This window comes from Bosea sp. 685 (genome assembly GCF_031884435.1).
GTDB lineage: Bacteria > Pseudomonadota > Alphaproteobacteria > Rhizobiales > Beijerinckiaceae > Allobosea.
The window spans coordinates 5,746,520-5,770,184 of the sequence record NZ_CP134779.1; the positions used below are offsets into that span (position 1 = coordinate 5,746,520).

The following is a 23,665-nucleotide window of genomic DNA, read 5'->3' on the forward strand; positions in this document are numbered from 1 at the left end:
CGAACCGAAGGGCTTGTACGATAAGGGCTTGCACGATCATGACCGACCGCATCACCGCTCCGGCCGCCGGCCAAGCCGGCGAGGGCTTCCTCTCGCTCAAGGGGCTGACCAAGAGCTATGGCGGCTTTGCGGCGGTCGACAATCTCGATCTCGAGGTTCCCAGGGGCGAGCTCGTCGCCTTCCTCGGCCCCTCCGGCTGCGGCAAGACGACCTCGCTCAGGATGATCGCCGGCCTGGTGCCGGCGACATCGGGCCGCATCGTCGTCGGCGGGCAGGACCTGACCGAGGTCCCGACGCATCGCCGCGACATGGGCCTCGTCTTCCAGAGCTACGCGCTGTTTCCGCATATGAGCGTGGCCAGGAACGTCGCCTTCGGGCTGGAGATGCGCAAGATCGGCAAGGACGAGATCGCCCGGCGCGTGAAGGAGGCGATCGCGCTCGTGCATCTCTCCGGCAAGGAGGAGCACCGGCCGAGCCAGCTTTCGGGCGGCCAGCAGCAGCGCGTGGCGCTGGCGCGCGCGCTCGTCGTGCGCCCCTCGATCCTGCTGCTCGACGAGCCGCTCTCCAATCTCGACGCCAAATTGCGCGACGAGATGCGCAACGAAATTCGCGACATCCAGAAGCGGCTCGGCATCACCGCGATCTTCGTGACGCATGATCAGGTCGAGGCCTTGACCATGTGCGATAAGGTCGTGGTCATGAACCAGGGCAGGCTCGAACAGGTCGGCACGCCGGTCGATCTCTACGAGAGCCCGAAGACCGCCTTCGTCGCCGGCTTCGTCGGCCGCAGCAACCGGCTGAAGGCAACGGCCCGCGACGGCGCGGCCGAATTCGCCGGCGAAACATTCGCCGCGCAAGCGGGCCTTTCCGGCCCCGTCGAGATCATGGTCCGCCCGCACCGCGTCGCGCTATCGGCGGCGGGCGCGGATGTGACGGCGGGCGACCACCGCGTTTCCGGCGTCGTCGCGCGCACCATCTTCGCCGGCGACATCCTGCAATATGATGTCGACGTCGCCGGGCAGATCGTCTCGGTCGAGCTGGCGACACGCGGCGGCGAGACCGTGCTGCAACCGGGCGCCGCCGTGACCCTGTCCTGGCGCCGGCAGGACGTCTTCGTCTACGGAGCAGCGGCGTGAGCGCGGCTGCCGCCATCACGGCCCCCGCGCCGGTCTCGGAAGCGCGCAGGAGCGGCCTTGCGCTGGTCGTCCTGCTGCTCGCGCCGATCGCGCTGGTCAATGCGCTCGGCTTCCTCGTGCCGGTGCTGAATCTGGCGCGGATGTCGTTCTACGAGGTCGAGCCGACCGGCGCGATGCGCGAGGTCTACACGCTCGCGACCTGGCTCACCGTCTTCAAGGACACGTTCTACGCCGAATTGATCGTGAACAGCATCACGGTCAGCCTCGGCATCACGCTGCTGACCTTGGTCTGCTCCTACCCGATCGCGCTTTATCTGCACCGCTCCAGCGGCACCTGGCGGACCATCCTGCTCGTGCTGGTGATCTCGCCATTGCTGACCTCGGCGGTGGTGCGCACCTATGGCTGGATCGCGATCCTCTCCGAGAGCGGGCTCGTCAACAACGCGCTCTCCGCCTTCGGCATCGCGCCGCTGCGATTGATGTTCAACAAGACCGGCGTCGTCATCGGCCTCACCGAGATCCTGATGCCCTATATGATCCTGGCGCTGCTCGCCGGCTTCGGCCGGCTCGATCCGCGTGTCGAGGAAGCCGCCTCCACCTTGGGTGCGCCGCCCTTCACGATCTTCCGCCGCATTATCCTGCCGTTGACGCTGCCGGGCATCGCGCTCGGCTGCCTGCTCTGCTTCGTGCTCGCGGTCTCCTCCTTCATCACGCCGAAGCTGCTTAGCGGCGGCCGCGTCTTCCTGCTCGCCACCGAGATCTACGATCAGGCGATCGTGACGCTGAACTGGCCGCTGGCTGCCACGCTCTCGATCCTGGTGCTCGTCATCTTCGGCGGCGCGCTCGTGCTCTATACCCGCGCGCTGCGCGCGATCATGTGAGGGAGGCTGATCATGGATGAACGTCCCGTCTCGCTCGCGCTGAAGCTCATGGCGCTCACGATGTTCGTGTTCCTGCTGGCGCCGTTGGTCGTCGTCGTGCCGATCTCCTTTTCCGGCGACAGCTACATGATGTTCCCGCCCTCGAGCTGGAGCCTGAAATGGTATCCGGCGATCTTCGCCGACGGGAAGATGACCTCGGCCTTCTGGACGAGCCTGCTGCTGGCCTTCGTGGTGACGACTTTAAGCCTGCTGATCGGCCTGCCAGCTGCCTATGCGCTGGTGCGGCTCAAGCCCCGCGGCTCGGAAGCGATGAGCGCCCTGTTCACGGCACCGCTGCTGCTGCCGACGATCGTGCTCGGCCTCGCCATCCTGATCGTTTTCTCACGCTATGGCCTACTCGCGACCTTCCAGGGGCTGGTCGCCGCGCATCTCGTGGTGACATTGCCTTATGCGATCCGGGTGCTGGCGACCGCACTCGCGACCCTGCCGATCCCAATCGAGGAAGCGGCGGCGACGCTTGGCGCCTCGCCCTTCACCGTGTTCCGCCGCATCACCCTGCCGATGATGAAGTCGGGGCTGATCGGCACGACGGCGCTGTGCTTCCTGGTCTCCTTCGACGAGGTCGTGCTGTCACTGTTCATGACCGGCCCGCGCATCTCGACGCTGCCGGTGGCGATGTATCACCATGTCGAGCAGCAGGCCGACCCGCTGGTCGCATCGCTCTCGGTCCTGCTCGTCATCCTCACCTTGCTCGTCGTGCTCGTGGTCGACCGGACGTCCGGCCTCGCCAAGACCTTCGTGAAGTGATGCTGATGATGTCGCTCGGACACATGCCGTCATCCTGGACAAGTCGCGCAGCGACGCAGATCCGGGATCCATCGGAGGGTGCTGAGCTCTCCGATGGATCCCGGCGCTCCGCGGAGTTTATCCTTGGGCCGATCGAAGATCGGACCCGAGGGCTACGGCCAGGATGACGGCGTGTTTCCGAGCATAAAAAGCAGGCTCTAGCAGCCGAACCGAACACCGTTCTTAGCAAGACATGACCCGCTCGCCCTGGCGAGCGGGAGCACCGGAGCTTTGCCTCATGCAGCAAGATATCCGCATCGCCGTCGACATCGGCGGCACCTTCACCGACATCGAGATCCTCGATGCAAGCTCCGGCGCGATCCATCAGATCAAGACGCCGAGCACGCCGGCCGATCCCTCGATCGGCCTGTTGACCGGCATCCGCGAGGCCTCCGAGCGCTTCGGCTTTCCGATGCAGGCGGTGCAATACCTGCTGCACGGCACGACGATCGCGACCAATGCCGTGCTCGAACGCAAGCTGCCATTGGGCGCCATCGTCACCACGGCAGGCTTCGAGGACGTCATGCAGATCGGCCGGCATGGCCGCACCGATGTCTATGCAATCACGCTTGCCCAGCCCGAGCCGCTGGTCGCGCGCCGATTCTGTTTTGGCGTGACCGAGCGCGTCAACGCCGAGGGCCGGATCACCGTGCCGCTCGACGAGGACGGCGTGCGCCGGATCGCGACCGAGCTTGCCAGGGCCGATGTGAAGTCGGTCGCGGTTTGCCTGCTGCACGGCTACGCCAATCCCGCACATGAGCGTCGCATCGGCGCGATCCTGGCCGAGATGCTGCCGAATATTGCGATCACGCTCGCCTGCGACATCTCGCCGGAAATCCGCGAATATGAGCGCATGTCGACGACGGCGCTCAACGCCATGCTGGTGCCGATCGTGCAGCGTTACACCAACCGGCTCGCCGGACGGCTTAGGGATGAGATCCCCGAGGCCCAGGTCTATCTCGTGCAGTCGAATGGCGGCGTCTCGGGCCTTGCCAAAGCCGGGCGCGAGCCGGCGCGATTGCTGCTCTCGGGCCCGAGCGGCGGGGCGGCCGCGGCCAGGCGGCTCTCGGTCGAGCTCTGCGAACCCAATCTCGTCGCCGTCGACATGGGCGGCACCTCCTTCGACGTCTCTGTCGTCCATGACGGCCAGATCTCGATGGTCAATGAAGGCGAGGTCGATGGCCTGCCGGTGCGGCTGCCGATGATCGAGATGCGCACCATCGGCGCCGGCGGCGGCTCGATCGCCTGGGTCGATGACGGCAATCGCCTGCGCATCGGCCCGCACTCGGCCGGCGCGGACCCCGGCCCGGCCTGCTACGGCAAAGGTGGCACCCGCCTGACCGTGACCGACGCCAATCTGTTGCTCGGCCGCCTCGACGGGGCGAGCTTCATGGGCGGAGCGATGCCGCTCGACCGCGAGGCCGCGCGCAAGGCGGCGCAAGAGATCGCCTGCAAGCTCGATCTCTCGATTGATCAGGTCGCGGCCGGCGTCATCGATGTCGCCAATTCAGCGCTCGCGACGGCGACACGGCTCTCGCTCTTCGAGAAGGGCATGGACCCGGAGGACTTCGCGCTGCTCTCATTTGGGGGCGCCGGCGGGGTGCATGCCTGCGAGGTTGCCGAAGAGCTCGGCATCAGTCGCGTGATCTTCCCGGCTCACGCCTCGACGCTCTCGGCCTGGGGCATCCTCTGGTCCGACATCGCCCATGATCTCAGCGCCACGCAGATCGGACTCTTTTCCGAGCTCGCACCGTCGCTCAGCGACAAGGCGGAACGCCTCATCGTCGAGGCGCAGGCTTTGCTGGCCGAGGACGGCGTCGCTCCTGAAGCGCAGCGCTTCGAATGGGCCGTCGACCTGCGCTATGCCGGCCAGGCCTTCGATCTGCGCGTGGCTTTGGACGGGGCGGATTTCTCGGCCGTTGGCATCGCCAAGGCGACCGCAGCATTCCATGATCTCCATCGCCAGCGCTTCTCCTATGACGAACCACAGGTCGCGGTCGAGATCGTGGCGCTCAGGCTGAAGGCGGTCGGCGGGCTGGCGAAACCCGTGCCTGCGCGCGGCGGCCTTCATCAAGCAGAGGCCTCGACCCGCAGCCGGCCCGTCCATGGTCGCCATGGCGCGGTCGCCACGCCGGTCTGGGATCGCGATGCGATCAGCAGCAGCCATCCCCTCGCCGGCCCCGCCATCGTCGAGGAACCCTATACCTCGGTCTATCTGCCAGCCGGCTGGACGATCCTCACCCATGCGTCGGGCGCGCTCGTCGCCGACCGCAGCGCCAGCCATTGAGGTCCGACATCATGAGCGATCTTCTGCACGGCATCGACCCGATCCGCCTCGAAGTGATCCGCAACGCGCTCGTCGCGGCGTCCGAGGAGATGAGCATCACGATCTGGCGCACCAGCCGCTCGACCGTGGTGCGCGAGATTCTCGATTTCTCCACCGCCGTCTTCGATGCTGAAGGAAACAACATCGCCCAATCCGCGCGGATTCCGGTCCATCTCAACTCGATGTCGGACTGCCTGCGCACGATCCTCGACCGCTTCATCCCACTCGAACACTGGAACGACGGCGACGTCATCGTCACCAACGACCCCTATTCCGGCGGTCAGCACCTGCCCGATATCCAGACCTTCCGCCCGGTCTTCGTCGATGGCAGGCGCGTCGCCATCGTCGGCACCCTCTGCCACCATGTCGATGTCGGCGGCGGCGCAGCCGGCAGCTATTATGCGGGCGCCACCGAGGTCTTTCATGAAGGCATCCGCATCCCGCCGCTCAGGCTCGTCGACAAGGGCGTGCTGAACAGCGGCGTCTTCGAGATGCTGCTGCACAATGTCCGCCAGCCCGACGAGACCCGCGGCGACCTCAACGCCCAGATCGCGGCGCTCGGCATCGGCGAGCGCGCGGTCGCGCGCATGGCGAAGAAATACGGCTCAGCCCCTCTCGCCGCGGCAATGGCGGCGATCCTCGACGGCTCGGAGCGGATGATGCGGGCCGCGCTAAAGGCTTTGCCGGATGGCGAGGCCTCCTTCGTCGAACTGGTCGATGATGACGGCCAGTCGGACGAACCGATCCGGCTCCAGGTCAAGATCACCAAGACGGGCGAGACGATCGGGCTCGATTTCGCCGGCTCCAGCCGCCAGGTGCGCGGCCCCGTCAACAACACGCCGGCGATGACCTGCTCGGCGGTGTATTACGCGCTGCTCGCGGCGCTCGGCGGCGACATCCCGGCCAATTCCGGCTGCTACCGCGCCGTAACGGTGACGCTGCCCGAAGGCAGCGTCGTCAATGCCGCCTTCCCCGCGCCGGTCGCGGGCCGCATGGTCGTCAACCACCGCATCGCAACGGCCGTATTCGGCGCGCTGGCGCAGATCGTGCCCGAGCGCATCCCGGCAGCCTATTATGCGATCTCCTATGTCTACGCGCTGCAGACGACCAACCCGACCGGCAAGCGCCAGGTCTATTTCGACATCGAGGTCGGCGGCTGGGGCGGCCATGCCAGGGGCGACGGCGCCAGCGCCCTCTCCTGCGGCCTGCACAACAACACCAATGCGCCGATCGAGATGGTCGAGGCGAAATACCCGGTGACCTTCACGAAATACGGGCTGATCCCAGATCTCGGGCGGCGCCGGCCAGTTCCGCGGGGGCCTGGGCCTGGTACGCGAATGGCGGCTCGATGCGGCAGAAGGCTCGCTCTCGACCAATTTCGAGCGCTTCCGGCATGCCCCCTATGGCATCCAGGGCGGCGAGCCCGGCTCGCTCAGCCGCACCACGGTGACCCACGCCGATGGCACGCAGCTCTCTCTGCGCTCGAAAGTCTCCGGCATTCCGCTGGCGGCCGGCGACATCGTCACCATCGAGACCTCCGGCGGCGGCGGCTTCGGCGACCCGCGGAAGCGCGACTCGCAGCGCCTCGCCAAGGATCTCGCCGACGGCATGGTCAGCCCGCAACAGGCGGCCTCGCTCTACGGCGCCGAGACAGAGAAGGGAGCCGCAGCATGAGCGCTCATCAGCCAGCGGACGGCGTTCCGCTCAGCCTTGCGCAGGTCGAGACGCTGACGCGACGGGCTTTGCTCGGCTGCGGCGTCGACCCGCGCAACGAAGCTGCGATCACTGCCTCCGTGGTCGCAGCCGAGGCCGAGGGCATCCATAGCCACGGCCTCGCCCGGCTGCCGACCTATTGCGAGCATGCCAGGGTCGGCAAGATCGACGGCCGGGCGCGGCCGGTGCTCGACAGCCCCAAGCCCGGTCTGGTGCGCGTCGACGCCAAGGGCGGCTTTGCCCATCCGGCAATCGATTTCGGCCTGCCGGCGCTGTGCGAGGCGGCCAAAGCCCAGGGCATCGCCGCGCTGGCGGTGACCAATTCCTATAATTGCGGCGTCGTCGGCTACCATGTCGAGCGCATCGCCAGGGAGGGCCTGCTGGCGCTCGGCTTCGTCAATGCACCAGCCTCGATCGCACCGATGGGCGGCACCAGACCGGTCTTCGGCACCAACCCGATCGCCATCGCCGTGCCCCGCGCCGGCCGCGAGCCGCTCGTGCTCGACCAATCCTCGAGCGTCGTCGCCAAGAGCGAGATCGTCGTCCATCAGCAGCGCAATGAGCCGATCCCGCTCGGCTGGGCGCTCGACAGGGACGGCAACCCGACGACCGATCCGAAGGCGGCGCTGGCGGGCGGCACCATGGTGCCGGCAGGCGGCTATAAGGGCGCGGGGCTTGCCCTCATCGTCGAGATCTTCGCCGCCTGGCTGACCGGTGCCAATCTCTCGATCGACGCCTCCTCCTTCGCCGACAATCTCGGCGGCTCGCCCCGCACGGGCCAATGCTTCATCGCGATCGATTTCGGGGCGCTGACGGAGGTCGACGCATCGGATCGGCTGGAGCGCCTCTTCGGCGCAATCACCGGGCAGGAGGGCGCGCGGCTCCCCGGCGAGAGGCGCAATGGCGCACGCCAGCGCACCGCGCGCGATGGCGTCACGATCTCACGCAAGCTGTTCGAGACAATCGAGGCTTATGCGGGAGCGGCATGAAAATGCCCCGGCCATCTCATGCCCCGACGCTGCAGCGCATCTTAGTCGCCCTCGCCCGGCCCATAACCCGGCAGCCGCGAGACGACACCGACAATCGGGCGCAGATGCTGCTCCAGCACCGCGCGCGCCTGCGCCTCGTCGCCCGCCTGCAAGGCTGTGAGCAAGGCGCGATGCTCGATCCGGATGCGATCGACCCGGTTGGGATCGACGCTCATCGCCGTCATCGCGACACGCTGCTGCCGCGAGCCGAGCGACTGATAGAGCTCGGACAACACCTCGTTGCCGAGCGCGCCGACCATGGTGAAATGGAAACGCCGGTTGAGCTCGACGCGCGGAAAATGATCTCCGCCGGCGAACTCCTCCATCTGGTCGAGGATCGTCGCCATCTCGACTGGGATCGGAATTTTCTGCTGGCAGATCCGCGCGACGGCATAGCCTTCGATCATGCGCCTGGTCTCGTAGAGGTCGACAAGCTCCTGCGCCGTCACCTGCCGGACGAGCGCGCCCCGGCGCGGCAGCAGGTCGATGAAGCGCTCGGCCTCCAGCCGGTGGAACGCCTCGCGGACGGGCGTGCGCGACACCTTCATCGCGGACGAAATCTGTTCCTCCTCGATGAAGGAGCCGCCGAGGAAATGCCCGCGCAGGATCTCTTCCCGGACATAGAGATAGACCCGCTCCCGGGCGGGCTTTGCGACCGATGGCTGCGCCTGGCGCGGCTTCATGTTTCCATCCGTTTGCAGCATGCGACCGCATTTCATAGCGAGCGGGGTCGTAGACATCAAAACATCCGCCACGTATACATGAGGCATCATGAAATTGCACGACGAGCGGAAAGACCGAATAGAGGCTTGCGCGCAGCCTGAGCTGGCGCAGGATGCGCAAGCTCGGATCGCCGGGCGCACCGCACCATGATGGCGCTTTTCTTGCTCAGCGCAGCGACGCCTAAAACCGGCGCCGAATGCGGCCCGAAGCAAAGGATCAGCGCATGACGATCTCCCGCCGCACCGTCCTTGGAGCAGGCCTCGCAGCCCCGCTGCTGGCATCGCCTCTGCTCTCCCGGCCTGCGGCGGCGCAGCGCGCCAACGGCATTCTCCGCTTCGGCCTCTCGGCCTTTCCGCCGAACCTCCAGCCCTGGGTCTCGACCGGCGCATCGGCCGGCACGGTCAAGATGCTGACGCACCGCAGCCTGGTCACCTATGACAGCAAGGGCGAATTGCGCGGCGAGCTGGCGGAATCCTGGGCGATCGACGGGAATGGCGCCTGGGTCTTCAAGCTGCGCCAGGGCTGCCTGTTCCATAATGGCGAGCCGGTCACCGCCGAGGACGTGAAGTGGTCGATCGAGCAGATCGCCGGCGAGAAATCAACCGCCTATATGCGCTCCCAGTTCCAGGGCATCGAGCGGGTCGAGATCCCCGACCCGCGCAGTATCCGCATCATCACCAAGGAACCCCAGGCGACGCTGCCGACCTGGTTTGCCAACTACAACACCTTCATCATCTGGCGGAACTCGACGGCAAATGAGCCGATCGGCGCCGGCCCCTTCCGGCTCTCCGGCCAGGAGCGCGGCAGCTCGCTCAGCCTCGTGGCCTTCGACAAGTTCTACAAGCCCGGCTTCCCCAAGCTGAAGGGCATCAAGTTCGTCGTCTATGCCGACGAGAACCTGCGCAACGCCGCGCTGCAATCCGGCGATGTCGACATGATCGAATATGTGCCGTGGCAGTCCATGGCCGCCGTCGAGGCCGACCAGCGCCTCAAGCTCGACACCGTCGAAGGGCCGTTCATGGACGTGCTCTTCAACGGTACGAAGCCGCCCTTCAACGATGCGCGCGTGCGCCGCGCCGTCGCCCACGCGATCAAGCGCGAGGATATCGTCAAGGTCGCCTTCTTCGGCCGCGGCAAGCCGCTCGAAGGCCTGCCGATCGTCGAGGGCACGCCCTGGTACGACAAGGAGCTGGCACATGGTTGGAACTACGACCCCGCCAGGGCCAAGGCGCTATTGACCGAAGCGGGCTATGCCAACGGCTTCCAGACGACGCTGCTCTCGACCGCGCAGTTCGGCATGCACAAGGATACCGCCGAGGTCGTGCAGCAGCATCTGGCGGCGGTCGGCATCCAATGCGAGCTGCAACTGCCAGACTGGTCGACCCGTGTCTCCAGAGGCTCGCGCGGCCAGTACGACATGGCAATCCACGGCGTCTCCGCCGACAACAACGATCCGGACGGGCTGACCGTGGTGCTCGACACCTCGCTCTCGCCGACCCATGGCCGCTCCTGCAAGGTCGACGCACCGCGCACCGTCGCCGCCCTGGCGAAGGGCCGCGGCGAATTCGACCAGGCCAAGCGCGTCGAGATCTACAAGGAGATGCAGCGCGCGGCATTGGAGGAGGTACCGCTCGTCGGTCTTGCCTGGCGCGAACAGGGCTATGGCATGGACAAGGGCGTCAAGGGCTTCACCAACCTGCCCGGCGCGCTGACCACGTCGTCCGGCGGCATGCTCGAAGAGACCTTCTTCGGATGAGCGCTATCTGGTTCGCACACCGCATCCTGATCGCGCTGGTCCTGGCCTGGATCGTCGCGACGATCGTCTTCATGGCGCTGCACATGGTGCCGGGGGACCCCGCCGAGCTCCTGCTCTCGACCGGCGGCACCTCGCCCGACCCGGCGACCGTCGCGGAACTGCGCGAGAAGCTTGGGCTCAACCAGCCCATCCTGGTGCAATATGGCAGCTTTCTCGCCGGCTTGCTCAGGGCCGATCTCGGCAATTCGCTCGTCGACGATTATCCGGTGCTGAGCGAGATCGCGCTCAGGCTGCCGCGCACGCTGGAGCTGATCTTCGCGGGAACGCTGCTTGCGATCGCGATCGGCGTGCCGGCCGGCGTCTATGCGGCGCTGCATCGCGGCGGCCGGTTCGACCGGATCGCGTCTGGCGTCACCGCCCTGCTGCTGGCGATACCGGTCTTCGTGGTCGGCACGCTGCTCGTGCTGCTGTTCGCGCAGACCCTGCGATTGATGCCCGCCGGCGGCTTCACACCCCTGACGCAGGATCCCGTCCTGCATTTCAAGCTCCTGACCCTGCCGGCGATCGCCATCGGCAAGGGGCTGGCGGCCGTTCTGTTCAGGATGACGCGGGCCTCGATGCTCGACGCGCTGGCCAATGACTATGTCCGCACCGCACGCGCCAAGGGCCTTGCGCCCGGACGCGTGCTCTTCGTCCATGTGCTGCGCAACGCGCTGAACCCGGTCATCACCGTGCTCGGCCTGCAGATGGGCACGCTGCTGGGAGGCACCGTTCTGGTCGAATACGTCTTCAACTGGCCAGGCCTCTCGACGCCGCTGCTGCGCGCGGTCGAAGCGCGCGACTACCCGATGGTGGTCGGCATCGTCCTGACGATCTCGGTGCTGTTTTTGCTGATCAACCTGATCGTGGAACTGATCCACGCCGTTCTCGATCCCCGGGTCAGCGCACCATGAAGCGGCTCTGGTTCCCCGGCGCCTTCGTCGCGCTGATCCTCCTCATCGCTATCGCCGCGCCCGTGCTCGGCCTGCCCGACCCCGTGCGGCAGGACATCGCCCGGCGACTGGCCGGGCCGACCGCGACCTCCTGGCTCGGCCGCGATGAGTTTGGCCGCGACGTGCTCTCCCGCCTGATCTGGGGGGCGCGGACAAGCCTCGGCGTCGCCTTCGCTTCGGCTCTGACGGCGGGCTTGATCGGCGTCGTGCTCGGCCTGATCGGCGGCTGGTCGCGCGGCACCGCAGCCTTCCTGTCGGTGCGCAGCATGGACATCATCCTGTGCTTCCCGCCGGTGCTGCTGGCCCTGCTCGTGGTGACCTTGCTCGGACCGGGCGCGGCGACGCTGATCCTCGTTCTCTCCGTCCTGTATCTGCCGGGCTTCGCGCGCGTGACCTATTCCGAGGTGCTCTCGGTGCGTGGGCGCGACTATGTCGAGGCGACGCGCGCATTGGGCGGGCGCACATGGTACATCCTGCTGCGTACGGTGCTGCCCAACATCGCCGGCCCGATCCTGGTGCAGTTGTCGCTGGCCGTCGCCGCCGCCGTGGTGCTCGAGAGCGGCCTGTCCTTCCTCGGTCTCGGCGTCGTGCCACCGGCTCCGTCCTGGGGGCTGATGATCCGGGGGGCGCGCGCCACCATGGAGCAGGCACCGCTGCTCCTGGTCTGGCCCTGCGCCGCGCTGACGCTGACGATCCTCGCCATGAACCTGCTCTGCGACGCGCTGCGCGACGCCGTCGATCCACGCACGTCGGGACGTTGACCCGCCGCGATCTCTTTACCACCAGCCTCGACACAGGAACCTGACCCATGGCTGCAAAGACCGATCCGCTCGTCCATATGGGCACGATCTCCGGCGGAGAAGCCCGCGAGATCCTGAAGACGAATCCCGTGATCCTGCTGCCGATGGGCAGCCATGAGGATCAGGGCCCGCATGCGCCGATGGGCGATTATCTGCTGGCCGAGAAGATCGCCGAGCTCGCCGCCATCCGCGCCACCAAGGCCGGCACGCGCACGCTCGTCGCCCCCGTCCTGCCCTTCGGCGGCGCCGACTGGTTCGGCTCGATGACCGGCGGCATCGCGATCTCGCAGGCGACGCTGACCACCGTCATCGCCGAGATGGTCGACAGCCTGCATCGCAATGGCTTGACCCGCATCATCGTGATCAACGGCCATGGCGGCAATGTCGGGCCGATCGGCGAGGTCGCGCGCGAGCTCTATCTGCGCGAGCAGATCGTGCTGCCGAGCCTCTATCTCTGGCGCATAGGCTACGGCCTGCTGCCCTCGATCGTCGGCGCCGAGAAGGCCGCCGCCGTCTCCGGCCATGGCGCCGACCCGCTGACCTCGATCGGCCTGCATCTCTTCCCCGAATTGATCCGCAAGGACCTGATCCCGGAGGGCAAGCCGTTGAAGCGCGACCCCATCCTCGACCTGCCCTTCACCGGGTTGGGCACCGCAAGCTTCGAGGGCGCGGAAGTCGCCATGCCCAACGAATATGACGAGGTCTACAATCTCGGCGTCGCCAAGGGCGATCCCAAGCTGTGCTCGGCCGAGACCGGCGCTGCCCTGACCGAGAAGCTGACCGAGATCTGCGCCCGCTTCATCGCGCATTTCGCCAGCAAGATCGAAGCCTGAGCTTCCGTTTCCGATGAGGATCGGCGGCGCATCGGCGCCGCCGGCCAACAATCCTGCAGGAGGTGTCTCCATGCCGACACGGCGTCTCGTCATCCAGGCCGGCCTTGCCAGCATCGCCGCCCCCGCGATCGTCCGGGCGCAGGGTCTCAGCGGCTCGATCACGCTGATGTCCTATAGCGGCATCTTCCAGGACAACTACACCAAGACCGTGATCGAGCCGTTCCAGCAGGCCTTTCCCGGCATCAAGGTGAACTTCGCGCCCGGCGGCACCTCGGCCCAGATGGTCGGCAGCGTGCGCGCCCAGAAGGCCGACCCGCAGATCGACGTCGCGATCATGGACGTAACGACCTCGAGCATCGGCAATAGCGAGGGCCTGTTTGAGAAGCTGACGTCAGCGGAATTCCCGGTGCTGAACGAGCTCCTGCCCGAGGCGCGGGCGGCCGGCGGCGAATATGGCCCGGCCGTCACCTTCGACCATCTCGTGCTGGTCTACGACACCCAGAACCTCAAGCCGCCGCTCGCGACGCTCGCCGATCTCTGGCGGCCCGACCTCAAGGGCCAGCTCGCGATCTCCGCCCCGCCCAATATCCAGGGCCTGGCGCTGACCGCGATGGTCGAAAAGATGACCGGCGGCGACTATCGCAAATCGATCGATGGCGCGATCAGGAAGCTGCGCGAACTCGCGCCTTCCGTTAACACTTTCGAGCCCAATCCCGATGGCTACTCGCTGATCCTCAACGGCGTGGTGAAGGTCGCCACCGGCTGGAATGCGCGCTCGCAGCTCTATGCCGACCAGACCGGCGGCAAGATCGGCGCCTTGCTGCCGCCGGAGGGCTCGGTCTTCCAGATCAATACGATCAACCTGACCGCCGGCTCGAAGAACCGTGCGGCCGCGGCAGCTTTCGTCAACTACGCCCTGTCGCAAGCCGCGCAGAAGGCCTTCACCGAGCGCATGTTCTACGCGCCGACCAACGCCCAGGCCGCGATCGACCCCAAGGCCATCGCCCGCACCGCCGCCGCGCCGGACAGCCGCGCCCGCATGATCGGGCTCGACTGGAACGACGTCCTCAAGGTGCGCGACCAGTGGAACAACCGCTGGCGGCGCGAGGTGATCGCGGCGGCACGGTGAGCAGAACCACCCGATGAGCTATCTCGAACTCTCCCGCCTGCAGAAGCGCTATCGCGATTCCGTCGCGGTCGACGATGTCTCGCTCTCCGTCGAGCAAGGAGAGTCGGTCGCGCTGCTCGGCCCCTCCGGCTGCGGCAAGACCACGACCTTGCGCATGCTGGCGGGGCTGGTCGATCCCGATCGCGGCGCGATCCGCCTCGACGGGACCGAGATCACGCGGCTGCCGGCGCATCGGCGCAATATGGGCTATGTCTTCCAGTCCTATGCGCTGTTTCCGCATCTGTCCGTCGGGCGCAATGTCGGCTTCGGGCTGGAGGAGCGCGGCGTCAACAAGGCGGAGATCGCGCGGCAGGTCACGGAAGCGCTGGCGCTGGTGCGGCTGGCGGGTCTCGACGGGCGGCGACCGCGCGAACTCTCGGGCGGGCAGCAGCAGCGCGTGGCGCTGGCGCGCGCCTTGGTGATCCGGCCCGCCGTGCTGCTGCTCGACGAATCCCTCTCCAATCTCGACGCCAAGCTGCGCGACACGATGCGCCACGAGATCCGCTCGATTCAGCGTTCGCTCGGGATCACCACCCTGTTCGTCACGCATGACCAGGTCGAAGCCTTGACGATGTGCGACCGGATCGCGGTGATGGATCGCGGGCGGATCGCGCAGATCGGCTCGCCCGAGGACATCTATGAGCGCCCGGCCACCCGCTTCGTCGCCGAGTTCGTCGGCCGCGCCAATGCGCTGCCGGCGACGCGCGACGCGGAAGGCCACGCCGTGCTCTGGGGCCAGACCCTGCCGGTCAAGGCCCCGGCAGACGGCGAGTTCGACCTGTTCGTCCGGCCGCAACGCATGCGGATCGTGCCTGTCTCCGAACCCGTTGCCGATGGCATGGCGCGCGTCACCGGCCGCGTGCTGCGCAGCGTCTTCGTCGGCGACCATGTCGAGATTCTGCTCGAGGGGGCCGGCGGACAGCTCACGATCGAAACGCAATCGGGCACGGCTGCCTTGCCGGAAGGCGCCGAGGTCGCGGTGATCTGGCAGGCGCGGGACACATTGCCCTTCGCCCGGCCCTTCGCCCGCGAGACGCCATGACCGGCACGGCGCGCCTGAAGCTGCTGGTCCTGCCCGCGGCGCTGTTCGTGCTCGCGGTCTATGTCTGGCCGACGCTCGGCCTGTTTCGAAATGCCTTCCATGAAACCGGCCCGACCGGCGCAATGATCGAGGCCTGGTCGCTGAAGACCGCGCAGGAGGTCTTCAGCGACGGCTTCACCTTCGAATTGACGCTGAATTCGCTCTGGCTCTCGCTCAGCGCGACGCTGAGCGCGCTGATGCTGTCCTACCCGGTCGCGCTGTTCCTGTTTCGCACCAATTCGCGCTTTCGCGGGCTGCTCGCCGTGATCGCGATCATGCCGATGCTGATCTCGGGCGTGGTGCGCGTCTTCGGTTGGCTCGCGATCCTGGGCGATCGCGGCCTCGTCAACACGCTGGCCCAGTCGCTCGGCCTGATCTCGACGCCACTTAAGCTCGTCTTCAACTGGACCGGCGTCACCATCGGCCTGGCCGAGAGCATCATGCCCTATATGATCCTGGCGCTGCTTGCGGGCTTCGGCCAGCTCGACCGGACGCTGGAAGAGGCCTCGCGCAGCCTGGGAGCCTCGCCGGTACGCACCTTCTGGCGCGTGACGCTGCCGCTCAGCCTGCCGGCGCTGGCGTTGGCGGCGGGGCTGGGCTTCGTGCTCTCGATGTCGGCCTATATCACGCCAAAGCTGCTCGGCGGCGGGCGCGTCTTCGTGCTGGCGACGGAAATCTTCGAGCAGGCGACAACCAACACCAATTGGCCGGTGGCCTCGGTGCTGGCGATCTACACGCTCGTGCTTCTGCTCCTGCTGCTTGTCGCCTCCAACATCGCGGCAAGAGGATTGCAGCGATGAACGGCGCCGGACGCGTTCTCTCCAGCCTTGCGGCTGTCGTCTATGTGCTGATCCTGGCGCAGATCGCGATCGTCGTGGCGCTTGCCTTCTCCGCTGATAATTTCATCCTGTTCCCGCCGTCGGGCTATTCGCTGCGCTGGTTCAACCAGCTCGCGCATAATGCGCCGCTGCTGAACGCGCTGTGGCTCAGCGTGCAGATCGCCTGCGTGGTCACGCTGCTCTCGCTGGCGCTCGGCGTGCCCGCGGCGCTCGCGCTGAACAAGGGGCAGTTCCGCTGGCGCGGCGCATTGACCAATTTCTTCCTCGCGCCATTGCTGCTGCCGACCCTGATCACGGGCCTTGCGCTGCTCCTGTTCTTCACGCCGCTACGCTTGACCGCGACCCTGCCCGGCCTCGTGCTCGGGCATATGACCGTGACCGTGCCCTTCGTGATCCGGATGATGACGACGGCTTTCTCGACCTTGCCCGACGATATCGAGGCGGCCGCCGCGACGCTCGGTGCAAAGCCCTGGCGCGTCGTCTGGCGCGTGACCCTGCCGCTGGCGACGCCGGGGCTGATCGCCTGCGCCTGCCTGTCCTTCCTCTTGTCCTTCGACGAAACGGTGATCTCGCTGTTCCTGTCGGGACCGCGCGCCGCGACCCTGCCGGTCGAGATGGTGCGCTATGTCGAGGGCCGCACCGACCCGCTGGTCGCGGCCCTGTCCGTCTTGCTGATCGTCGCGACGCTGATCGTCGTCGTCATCGTGGAACGTCTTGTCGGCGTCGCGCGCGCCGTTGGAAAATAGGAGAACACCATGCCCGATTACCGCATCGCCCCCATGCCTGAGCAGCTGCCGGCCGCGCTCGTCGAGAAGCTCCAGAAGGTCGAAACCGCGACCATCGGCCATTCCCAGCATTGGGGCTTCATGGATCGCGGCATCCAGCCGCTGCTGCGCGGCAAGCGCATTGCCGGCGCGGCGGTGACGCTCGCCATCCCCGGCCAGGATTCGACGCTGCTGCACCACACGCTCGGCCTGCTGCGCCCCGGCGACATCCTCGTCGTCGACCGGCTCGGCGACGACAAGCATGCCTGCTGGGGCGGCGGCGTCACGGTCGCGGCCAAGGCTGCAGGCGCGATCGGCGGCATCGTCGACGGGCCCTGCACCGACCTGGCCGAGATCGAGGATAGCGATTTCCCGATGTGGTGCCGGGGCATGTCGCCGATCACGACGCGGCTCTACAATCTCGGCGGCACGCTGAACCTGCCGATCTCCTGCGGCAATGTTCCGGTCAAGGCGGGCGACGTCATCCTGGCCGATGAATCGGGCGTGCTGGTGCTGCCGCGCGACGAGGCCGAGGCGATCGCCGACGCCGCGCTGGCCCGGCAGGAGCGCGGCGAGCGCAGCCAGGACCGCGTCAAGGCCGGCGAAAAGCTCGGCGATCTCTCCGGGGCGACCAAGATGGTGCTCGACGCCATCGCCGCGGCGAAGGGCTGAGGCGACACCGTGACCTCCTCTCCTCCCGCTCCGCGCGTCGCGACCTTCGCCTGCGAGAAGAAGCCCGCCACCGGCTCGCGCGGCATGGTGGTGACGAACCATCCGCTCGCTTCGGCGGCCGGTTCGCAGATGCTGCTCGCCGGCGGTAATGCCGTCGACGCGGCCGTCGCCTCGCTCTTCGCGCTCACCGTCGTCGAGCCGATGATGGTCGGCATCCTCGGCGGCGGCGTCGCGCATATCCGCATGGCCGACGGCCGCCATGTCGTGCTCGACGGTCTCTCGACCGCGCCGCTCAAGGCGAGCGCCGAGATGTATGACTGCCTCTCAGACGAGGTTGGCCGGCAGCGCGACGTGCGCGACCGGCTCAACGTCGTCGGGCCGAAGGCGGTCGCGGTTCCCGGCGCGCTCGCCGGCTGGTGCGAGGCCCTGGCGCGCTTCGGCACGCTCTCGCTCGAGGAGGTGCTGCAGCCGGCGATCGGACTGGCCGAACGCGGCTTCGTCACGACGCCCTATCTCTCCAACTGCATCAGCGACAATGTCGCCGACCTCGCGCGCGATCCCGGCCTTTCGGCGCTGCTGCTGGTGGGAGGCAAGGCGATAGAGCCCGGCACGCGGCTGGTTCAGGCCGATTACGCCAGGAGCCTGCGCCTGATCGCCAAGCAGGGACCGGCTGCGCTCTATGACGGCCCGCTCGGCAAGGCGCTGACGGATTTCATGGCGGCGAATGGCGGCCTGATCGAGCAGGCCGACCTTGCCGCCTATAAGGTTGCGACACGCGAGCCGGTGCGCGGCTCCTATCGCGGCTACGAGATCGTCGGCCCGCCGCCCCCCTCTTCCTCGGGCGTGCACATCGTGCAGATGCTCAACATCCTCGAGGGCTACGACATCGGCTCGCTTGGCTTCGGCTCGGCGGATTCAGTGCATCTGCTGGCTGAAGCCCTGAAGATCGCCTTCGCCGACCGGGCCGTGGCCACCGCTGACCCCGCCTTCATCAAGGTCCCGGTCGAGCGCCTGATCGACAAGGCCTATGCCAGCGAGCGGCGCGCGCTGATCACGCTGGACAAGGCCAAGAGCTGGAGCGCCGGGCTCTCGGGCGGCGAATCCGCCGACACGACCCATGTCACGGTCGCCGATGCCCAAGGCAATGTCGTCACCTCGACCCAGACGATCAATGGCCTCTTCGGTGCCTGCACGCAGATCCCCGGCACGGGGATGCTGACCAACAACTACATGTTCAATTTCGACCCGCATCCCGGCCGCGCCTTGTCGATCGCGCCCGGCAAGCGCGTCTTCACCTCGATGGCGCCGATGATGGTGCTGCGCGACGGCGAGCTCGCCTTTGCGCTTGGCCTGCCCGGCGCGCTGCGCATCTTCCCCTCGGCGCTGCAGGCGATCGTCAACCTGATCGACCACGGCATGAGCCTGCAGGAGGCGGTCGAGGCGCCGCGGGTCTGGACCGAGGGCGGCGCGCTGGAACTGGAGGCCGCGATCCCCGACAGCGTCGCTGACGAACTCACGGCGCGCGGTCACAGGATCGTCCGCATGCCGCGCATCGCCGGTGGCATGAACGCCATCTCCTTCAACCCCGACGGCACGCTGACGGGCGCCGCCTGCTGGCGCGCCGATGGCACCCCCGTCGCGATCTCCGGCGGGCTCGCCCGCGCCGGCGTGCGCTTCACCATCTGACCCTTCTGCGACCGGACCCCTGACCATGCCCGAAACCATCGTTCTGCTCGACATGACCTCTCCCGACCGCGCCGAGAAGCTGCGCGCTCTCCTGCCGCCCGGCTTTGTGCTGACCCACGGCACGGCGCGCGGCGACGAGCATATGAAGGAGATCATCGCCGAGGCCGACTACGCCATCTCCGGCCAGGTCGGCATTTCCGCCGATGTGCTGCGCGCGGCGAAGAAGCTGAAACTCCTGCATAAATGGGGCGTCGGCGTCGACAATATCGACGTCGCCGCGGCGAAGGAGCTTGGCATCAAGGTCGCCCGCACCACCGGCAGCAATGCCGTGCCGGTCGCCGAATTCACGCTCGGACTGATGCTCTCGACGCTGCGCTATATCGGCTATGGCCATGCCGAGCTGAAGAAGGGGCATTGGGCCACCGGACACCTTCCAGGCGAGACCTTCATGCTCTCGGGCAAGACGGTCGGCATCGTCGGGTTTGGGGCCATCGGCAAGAATGTCGCCAAGCTGCTCAAGGGTTTTGGCTGCACGATCCTCTATTCCAAGCGCCAGCCGCTCAGCGCCACTGAGGAAGCCGCGCTCGGCGTGAAGCACGCCACGATGGCCGAGCTTCTGGCCCAGTCCGACGTGGTCTCGCTGCATTGCCCGCTGACGCCGGAGACCACCAATCTGATCGACAAGGCCGCCTTCGCCGCGATGAAGAAGACCGCCGTGCTGATCAATGTCGCGCGCGGTGGCGTCGTCAACGAGGCCGATCTGGTGGTGGCGCTGCGCGCCAAGGACATCGCCGGCGCGGCGATGGATGTGTACTCGGTCGAACCGCTGCCGCCCGAGAGCGAGTTGCTGACGCTCGACAACCTCGTCGTGACGCCGCATCTCGCCGCCATGGCCGCCGATAATTTCGCACCGACGGTGGCGCGGATGTTCGCCAATATGGCCCATGTCTCGCGCGGCGAGCCGGTGCCGCCGCTCGATCTCGTCGTCTGAACGAAACATCGCCGGAGCGGGAAACGCTCCGGCGATGATGTCTTTCGAGAGCGTTTTCGAGCGAAGTGGAAACCGGTTCGCGTGAAGAAAACGCGCTAAAATAAAGAGATCGAGCGGTTTCCGATCCAATTGGATCGGAAACCGCTCGAGACCTTAGGCCGCTTCAGCCAGCGTCTGGGCAGGCGGGTGATCGACCTGCTTCAGCGGCTTATTGCCCGTCAGCTTGCGCATCAGCACGTAGAACACCGGCGTCAGGAAGATGCCGAAGGCGGTGACGCCGATCATACCGGCGAAGACCGCGACGCCCATGGCGTGGCGCATCTCGGCGCCAGCGCCGGTCGACGTCACCAGCGGCACCACGCCCATGATGAAGGCAAGCGAGGTCATCAGGATCGGCCGCAGGCGCAGGCGGCTCGCCTCGATCGCGGCCTGGACCGGCGTCCTGCCCTCGAACTCCAATTCGCGGGCGAATTCGACGATCAGGATCGCGTTCTTGGCCGATAGTCCCACCAGAACGACGAGGCCGATCTGGGTGAAGACGTTGTTGTCGCCTGCCGTCAGCCAGACGCCGGTCATCGCGGCGAGCAGGCCCATCGGGATGATCATGATGATCGCGATCGGCAGGGTCAGGCTCTCATATTGCGCCGCCAGCACCAGGAAGACGAGCAGGATCGCGATCGGGAAGACCAGCATGGCGGAGTTGCCGGCCAGGATCTCCTGATAGGTCAATTCGGTCCACTCGAAGGCGAAGCCCTTGGGCAAGGTCTCGGCAGCAATGCGCTCGACGGCGGCCTGCGCCTGCCCCGAGGAATAGCCCGGAGCCGGACCGGCATTGATGTCCGAGGCCAGGAAGCCGTTATATCGCATCGCCCGTTCGGGACCGGCATCGGCGCGCACGTTCAGCACGGCGCCCAGCGGCACCATCTCACCCGAGGCCGAGCGGACCCGGAGCTGGGCGATCTGTTCGGGATAAGCGCGGAAGGCGGCGTCGGCCTGAGCGCGGACCGTGTAGGTGCGGCCGAACTTGTTGAAGTCGTTGACATAGGATGAGCCGAGATAGATCTGCAGCGTGTCGAAGACATCCGTCACCGCGACGCCAAGCTGGCGCGCCTTGGTGCGATCGATATCGGCAAACAGCTGCGGGACATTGACCTGGAAGCTCGAGAACATGCCGGCGATCTCGGGCGCGGCCGCAGCCTTGGCCATGAAGGCCTTGGTCGCCTCGTCGAGAGCCTTGTAGCCCAGCCCGGCGCGATCCTCGATCTGCAGCTTGAAGCCGCCGATGGTGCCGAGCCCCTGGACGGGCGGCGGCGGGAACATCGCGATGAAGGCCTCCTTGATACCAGCGAATTGCTGGTTGAGCTGCATGGCGATGGCCGCCCCGCCCAGAGACGGGTCCTTGCGCTCCTCGAACGGCTTCAGCGTCACGAAGACGATGCCGGCGTTCGACGAATTGGTGAAGCCGTTGATCGACAGGCCGGGGAAGGCGACCGCACTCTGCACGCCGGGATGCTTCAGGGCGATCTCGCCCATCTTGCGGATGACGTCCTCGGTACGGTCGAGCGTCGCCGCATCGGGCAATTGCGCGAAGCCGACAAGATACTGCTTGTCCTGGCCGGGCACGAAGCCGCCCGGCACCGTGCGGAACAGCACGGCGGTCAGGCCGACCAGCACCAGATAGACCGCCATCATCACCGCCTTGCGCGAGAGGATGCGGCGCACGCCACTGCCATAGGCCTGCGAGGAGCGGTTGAAGAAGCGGTTGAAGCCGCGGAAGAACCAGCCCAGCGTCTTGTCCATGGCGCGCGTCAGCGCATCCTTGGGGGCGTGGTGCGAACGCAGCAGCATGGCAGCCAGTGCGGGCGAGAGCGTCAGCGAGTTCACGGCCGAGATCACTGTCGAGATCGCGATGGTGAGCGCGAACTGGCGGTAGAACTGGCCGGTCAGGCCGCTGATGAAGGCAAGCGGCACGAACACTGCCACCAGCACGAGCGCGATCGCGATGATCGGGCCGGAGACCTCGCGCATCGCCTTATAGGTCGCCTCGCGCGGCTCGAGACCTGCTTCGATGTTGCGCTCGACATTCTCGACCACGACGATGGCATCGTCGACGACGATGCCGATCGCCAGCACCAGGCCGAACAGGCTCAGCGCGTTGATCGAGAAGCCGAAGAGATGCATCACCGCGAAGGTGCCGACGACCGAGATCGGCACGGCGACGAGCGGGATGATCGAGGCCCGCCAGGTCTGCAGGAAGACGATGACGACGAGCACGACGAGCGCGATCGCCTCCAGCAGTGTCGAGACCACCGCATGGATCGAGGCGCGGACGAACTGGGTGGTGTCGTAGACGATCGAATAGTCCACGCCCTCGGGCATGTTCTGCTTGATCTCCTCCATGACCTTGCGGATCTGGTCGGAGATGGTGATCGCGTTCGAGCCCGGCGCCTGGAAGACCGGCACGGCGACGGCGGGCTTGTTGTCGAGCAGCGAGCGCAGCGCATAATCGGCCGCGCCCAGTTCGATGCGGGCGATATCCTTCAACCGCGTCACCGCCCCGGTTGGGCCGGTCTTGACGATGATCTCGCCGAACTCCTCCTCGCTCTGGAGGCGGCCCTGGGCGTTGACAGAAAGCTGGAGGTCGAGGCCCGCCGCGCTCGGCGAGGCGCCGACGACGCCGGCCGCGGCCTGGACGTTCTGGGCGCGGATCTCGCGGACCACGTCGCTCGGGGAAAGCCCGTGCTCGGCGACCTTCTGCGGATCGAGCCAGACGCGCAGCGAATAATCGCCCGAGCCGAAGAGCTGGACCTGGCCGACGCCATCGATCCGCGCCAGCCGGTCCTTGACGTTCAGGACGGCGTAATTGCGCAGATAGGTCATGTCGTAGCGGTTATTGGGCGAGAGCAGATGCACGACCAGCATCAGGTCGGGCGAACTCTTGATCGTGGTGATGCCGAGGCGGCGGACCTCCTCCGGCAGGCGCGGCTCGGCCTGGCTGACGCGGTTCTGCACGAGCTGCTGCGCCTTGTCGGCGTCGGTGCCGAGCTTGAAGGTGACGGTCAGCGTCATCACGCCGTCGGTCGTCGCCTGGCTCGACATGTAGAGCATGTTCTCGACGCCGTTGATCTGCTCCTCGATCGGCGTGGCCACGGTCTCGGCGATGACGCGCGGATTGGCGCCGGGATACTGCGCCCTGACCACCACGGAGGGTGGCACGACCTCGGGATATTCCGAGATCGGCAGGATGCGCAGCGAGATCAGTCCCGCGAGCAGGATCAGCACGGAGAGGACGCCGGCGAAGATCGGCCGGTCGATGAAGAATTTGGACAGGTTCATGGCACGCCCCCTTTGGAGCGGATGTCTTTGAGACGAAACGCGTCGTCGTCCCGGGCGACCCAACGGGTCCGGGACGACGTGGCGTTTGTGTTTG

Annotated in this window: 19 protein-coding genes and 1 pseudogene; 18 read left to right on the forward strand and 2 right to left on the reverse strand. The window is 66.9% G+C overall.

From position 1 onward, the window contains the following. Nucleotides 1-38 precede the first annotated feature (38 nt). From RMR04_RS28055 to RMR04_RS32175, 7 genes and pseudogenes are all read left to right on the forward strand, one after another. Complete coding sequence (locus RMR04_RS28055; RefSeq protein ID WP_311911800.1) at nucleotides 39-1,136, forward strand: ABC transporter ATP-binding protein; 1,098 nt, start codon at nucleotides 39-41, stop codon at nucleotides 1,134-1,136. After that, on the forward strand, nucleotides 1,133-2,017 hold the full coding sequence (locus tag RMR04_RS28060; RefSeq protein WP_311911801.1) for an ABC transporter permease: 885 nt from the start codon (nucleotides 1,133-1,135) through the stop codon (nucleotides 2,015-2,017). The genes RMR04_RS28055 and RMR04_RS28060 overlap by 4 nt, the downstream gene beginning before the upstream one ends. 12 nt (nucleotides 2,018-2,029) lie before the next feature. Beyond that, nucleotides 2,030-2,824 (forward strand): ABC transporter permease, encoded by a 795-nt coding sequence (locus tag RMR04_RS28065; protein WP_311911802.1) that lies wholly within the window; start codon nucleotides 2,030-2,032, stop codon nucleotides 2,822-2,824. Between the two features lie 277 nt (nucleotides 2,825-3,101). Beyond that, complete coding sequence (locus RMR04_RS28070) at nucleotides 3,102-5,150, forward strand: hydantoinase/oxoprolinase family protein (protein WP_311911803.1); 2,049 nt, start codon at nucleotides 3,102-3,104, stop codon at nucleotides 5,148-5,150. An 89-nt stretch (nucleotides 5,151-5,239) separates the two neighbouring features. Then, nucleotides 5,240-6,418 (forward strand): annotated as a pseudogene (locus tag RMR04_RS32165) (hydantoinase B/oxoprolinase family protein); the annotation flags it as partial. A 97-nt stretch (nucleotides 6,419-6,515) separates the two neighbouring features. Beyond that, on the forward strand, nucleotides 6,516-6,863 hold the full coding sequence (locus RMR04_RS32170) for a hydantoinase B/oxoprolinase family protein (protein WP_410492296.1): 348 nt from the start codon (nucleotides 6,516-6,518) through the stop codon (nucleotides 6,861-6,863). Next, nucleotides 6,860-7,891 (forward strand): Ldh family oxidoreductase, encoded by a 1,032-nt coding sequence (locus RMR04_RS32175; protein ID WP_410492297.1) that lies wholly within the window; start codon nucleotides 6,860-6,862, stop codon nucleotides 7,889-7,891. Before RMR04_RS32170 ends, RMR04_RS32175 begins: the two co-directional genes overlap by 4 nt. A 41-nt stretch (nucleotides 7,892-7,932) precedes the next feature. Here RMR04_RS32175 and RMR04_RS28080 read toward each other — a convergent pair whose 3' ends face one another. Beyond that, the gene (locus RMR04_RS28080; protein ID WP_311911805.1) at nucleotides 7,933-8,613 is read right to left on the reverse strand and encodes a GntR family transcriptional regulator; all 681 of its coding nucleotides are present in this window, start codon (nucleotides 8,611-8,613) and stop codon (nucleotides 7,933-7,935) included. Between the two features lie 263 nt (nucleotides 8,614-8,876). On the opposite strand from RMR04_RS28080, the gene RMR04_RS28085 reads away from it, so the two are divergent. The 11 genes from RMR04_RS28085 to RMR04_RS28135 all read left to right on the forward strand — a co-directional run bounded on the left by RMR04_RS28085 (nucleotide 8,877) and on the right by RMR04_RS28135 (nucleotide 20,235). Next, entirely contained in the window at nucleotides 8,877-10,409 is a 1,533-nt protein-coding gene (locus RMR04_RS28085; RefSeq protein ID WP_311911806.1) for an ABC transporter substrate-binding protein, read from the forward strand. Continuing rightward, nucleotides 10,406-11,362: an ABC transporter permease gene (locus RMR04_RS28090; protein WP_311911807.1), complete on the forward strand. Its 957-nt coding sequence runs from the start codon at nucleotides 10,406-10,408 to the stop codon at nucleotides 11,360-11,362. Before RMR04_RS28085 ends, RMR04_RS28090 begins: the two co-directional genes overlap by 4 nt. After that, a complete protein-coding gene (locus RMR04_RS28095; RefSeq protein ID WP_311911808.1) occupies nucleotides 11,359-12,162 on the forward strand; it encodes an ABC transporter permease in 804 nt (267 codons plus the stop codon). The genes RMR04_RS28090 and RMR04_RS28095 overlap by 4 nt, the downstream gene beginning before the upstream one ends. A gap of 47 nt (nucleotides 12,163-12,209) precedes the next feature. Then, nucleotides 12,210-13,034, forward strand: coding sequence for a creatininase family protein (locus RMR04_RS28100; protein ID WP_069689461.1), 825 nt, complete (start codon nucleotides 12,210-12,212; stop codon nucleotides 13,032-13,034). Between the two features lie 70 nt (nucleotides 13,035-13,104). Further along, complete coding sequence (locus RMR04_RS28105) at nucleotides 13,105-14,163, forward strand: extracellular solute-binding protein (RefSeq protein WP_311911809.1); 1,059 nt, start codon at nucleotides 13,105-13,107, stop codon at nucleotides 14,161-14,163. A gap of 13 nt (nucleotides 14,164-14,176) precedes the next feature. Continuing rightward, nucleotides 14,177-15,244, forward strand: coding sequence for an ABC transporter ATP-binding protein (locus RMR04_RS28110; RefSeq protein WP_311911810.1), 1,068 nt, complete (start codon nucleotides 14,177-14,179; stop codon nucleotides 15,242-15,244). After that, nucleotides 15,241-16,083, forward strand: a complete 843-nt coding sequence (locus RMR04_RS28115; RefSeq protein ID WP_311911811.1) for an ABC transporter permease — start codon at nucleotides 15,241-15,243, stop codon at nucleotides 16,081-16,083. The genes RMR04_RS28110 and RMR04_RS28115 overlap by 4 nt, the downstream gene beginning before the upstream one ends. After that, nucleotides 16,080-16,868: an ABC transporter permease gene (locus tag RMR04_RS28120; RefSeq protein ID WP_311911812.1), complete on the forward strand. Its 789-nt coding sequence runs from the start codon at nucleotides 16,080-16,082 to the stop codon at nucleotides 16,866-16,868. Before RMR04_RS28115 ends, RMR04_RS28120 begins: the two co-directional genes overlap by 4 nt. Before the next feature lie 9 nt (nucleotides 16,869-16,877). Then, complete coding sequence (locus tag RMR04_RS28125; protein WP_310158902.1) at nucleotides 16,878-17,558, forward strand: RraA family protein; 681 nt, start codon at nucleotides 16,878-16,880, stop codon at nucleotides 17,556-17,558. An 84-nt stretch (nucleotides 17,559-17,642) separates the two neighbouring features. Then, entirely contained in the window at nucleotides 17,643-19,244 is a 1,602-nt protein-coding gene (gene ggt / locus RMR04_RS28130) for a gamma-glutamyltransferase (RefSeq protein WP_311915970.1), read from the forward strand. A gap of 25 nt (nucleotides 19,245-19,269) precedes the next feature. Then, nucleotides 19,270-20,235 carry a 2-hydroxyacid dehydrogenase gene (locus tag RMR04_RS28135; protein ID WP_311911813.1) on the forward strand — a complete coding sequence of 322 codons (966 nt, stop codon included), beginning with the start codon at nucleotides 19,270-19,272 and terminating at the stop codon, nucleotides 20,233-20,235. Between the two features lie 153 nt (nucleotides 20,236-20,388). Here the strand turns inward: RMR04_RS28135 and RMR04_RS28140 are convergent, their stop codons facing one another. Beyond that, complete coding sequence (locus RMR04_RS28140; protein WP_311911814.1) at nucleotides 20,389-23,571, reverse strand: efflux RND transporter permease subunit; 3,183 nt, start codon at nucleotides 23,569-23,571, stop codon at nucleotides 20,389-20,391. Between the last annotated feature and the right edge of the window lie 94 nt (nucleotides 23,572-23,665).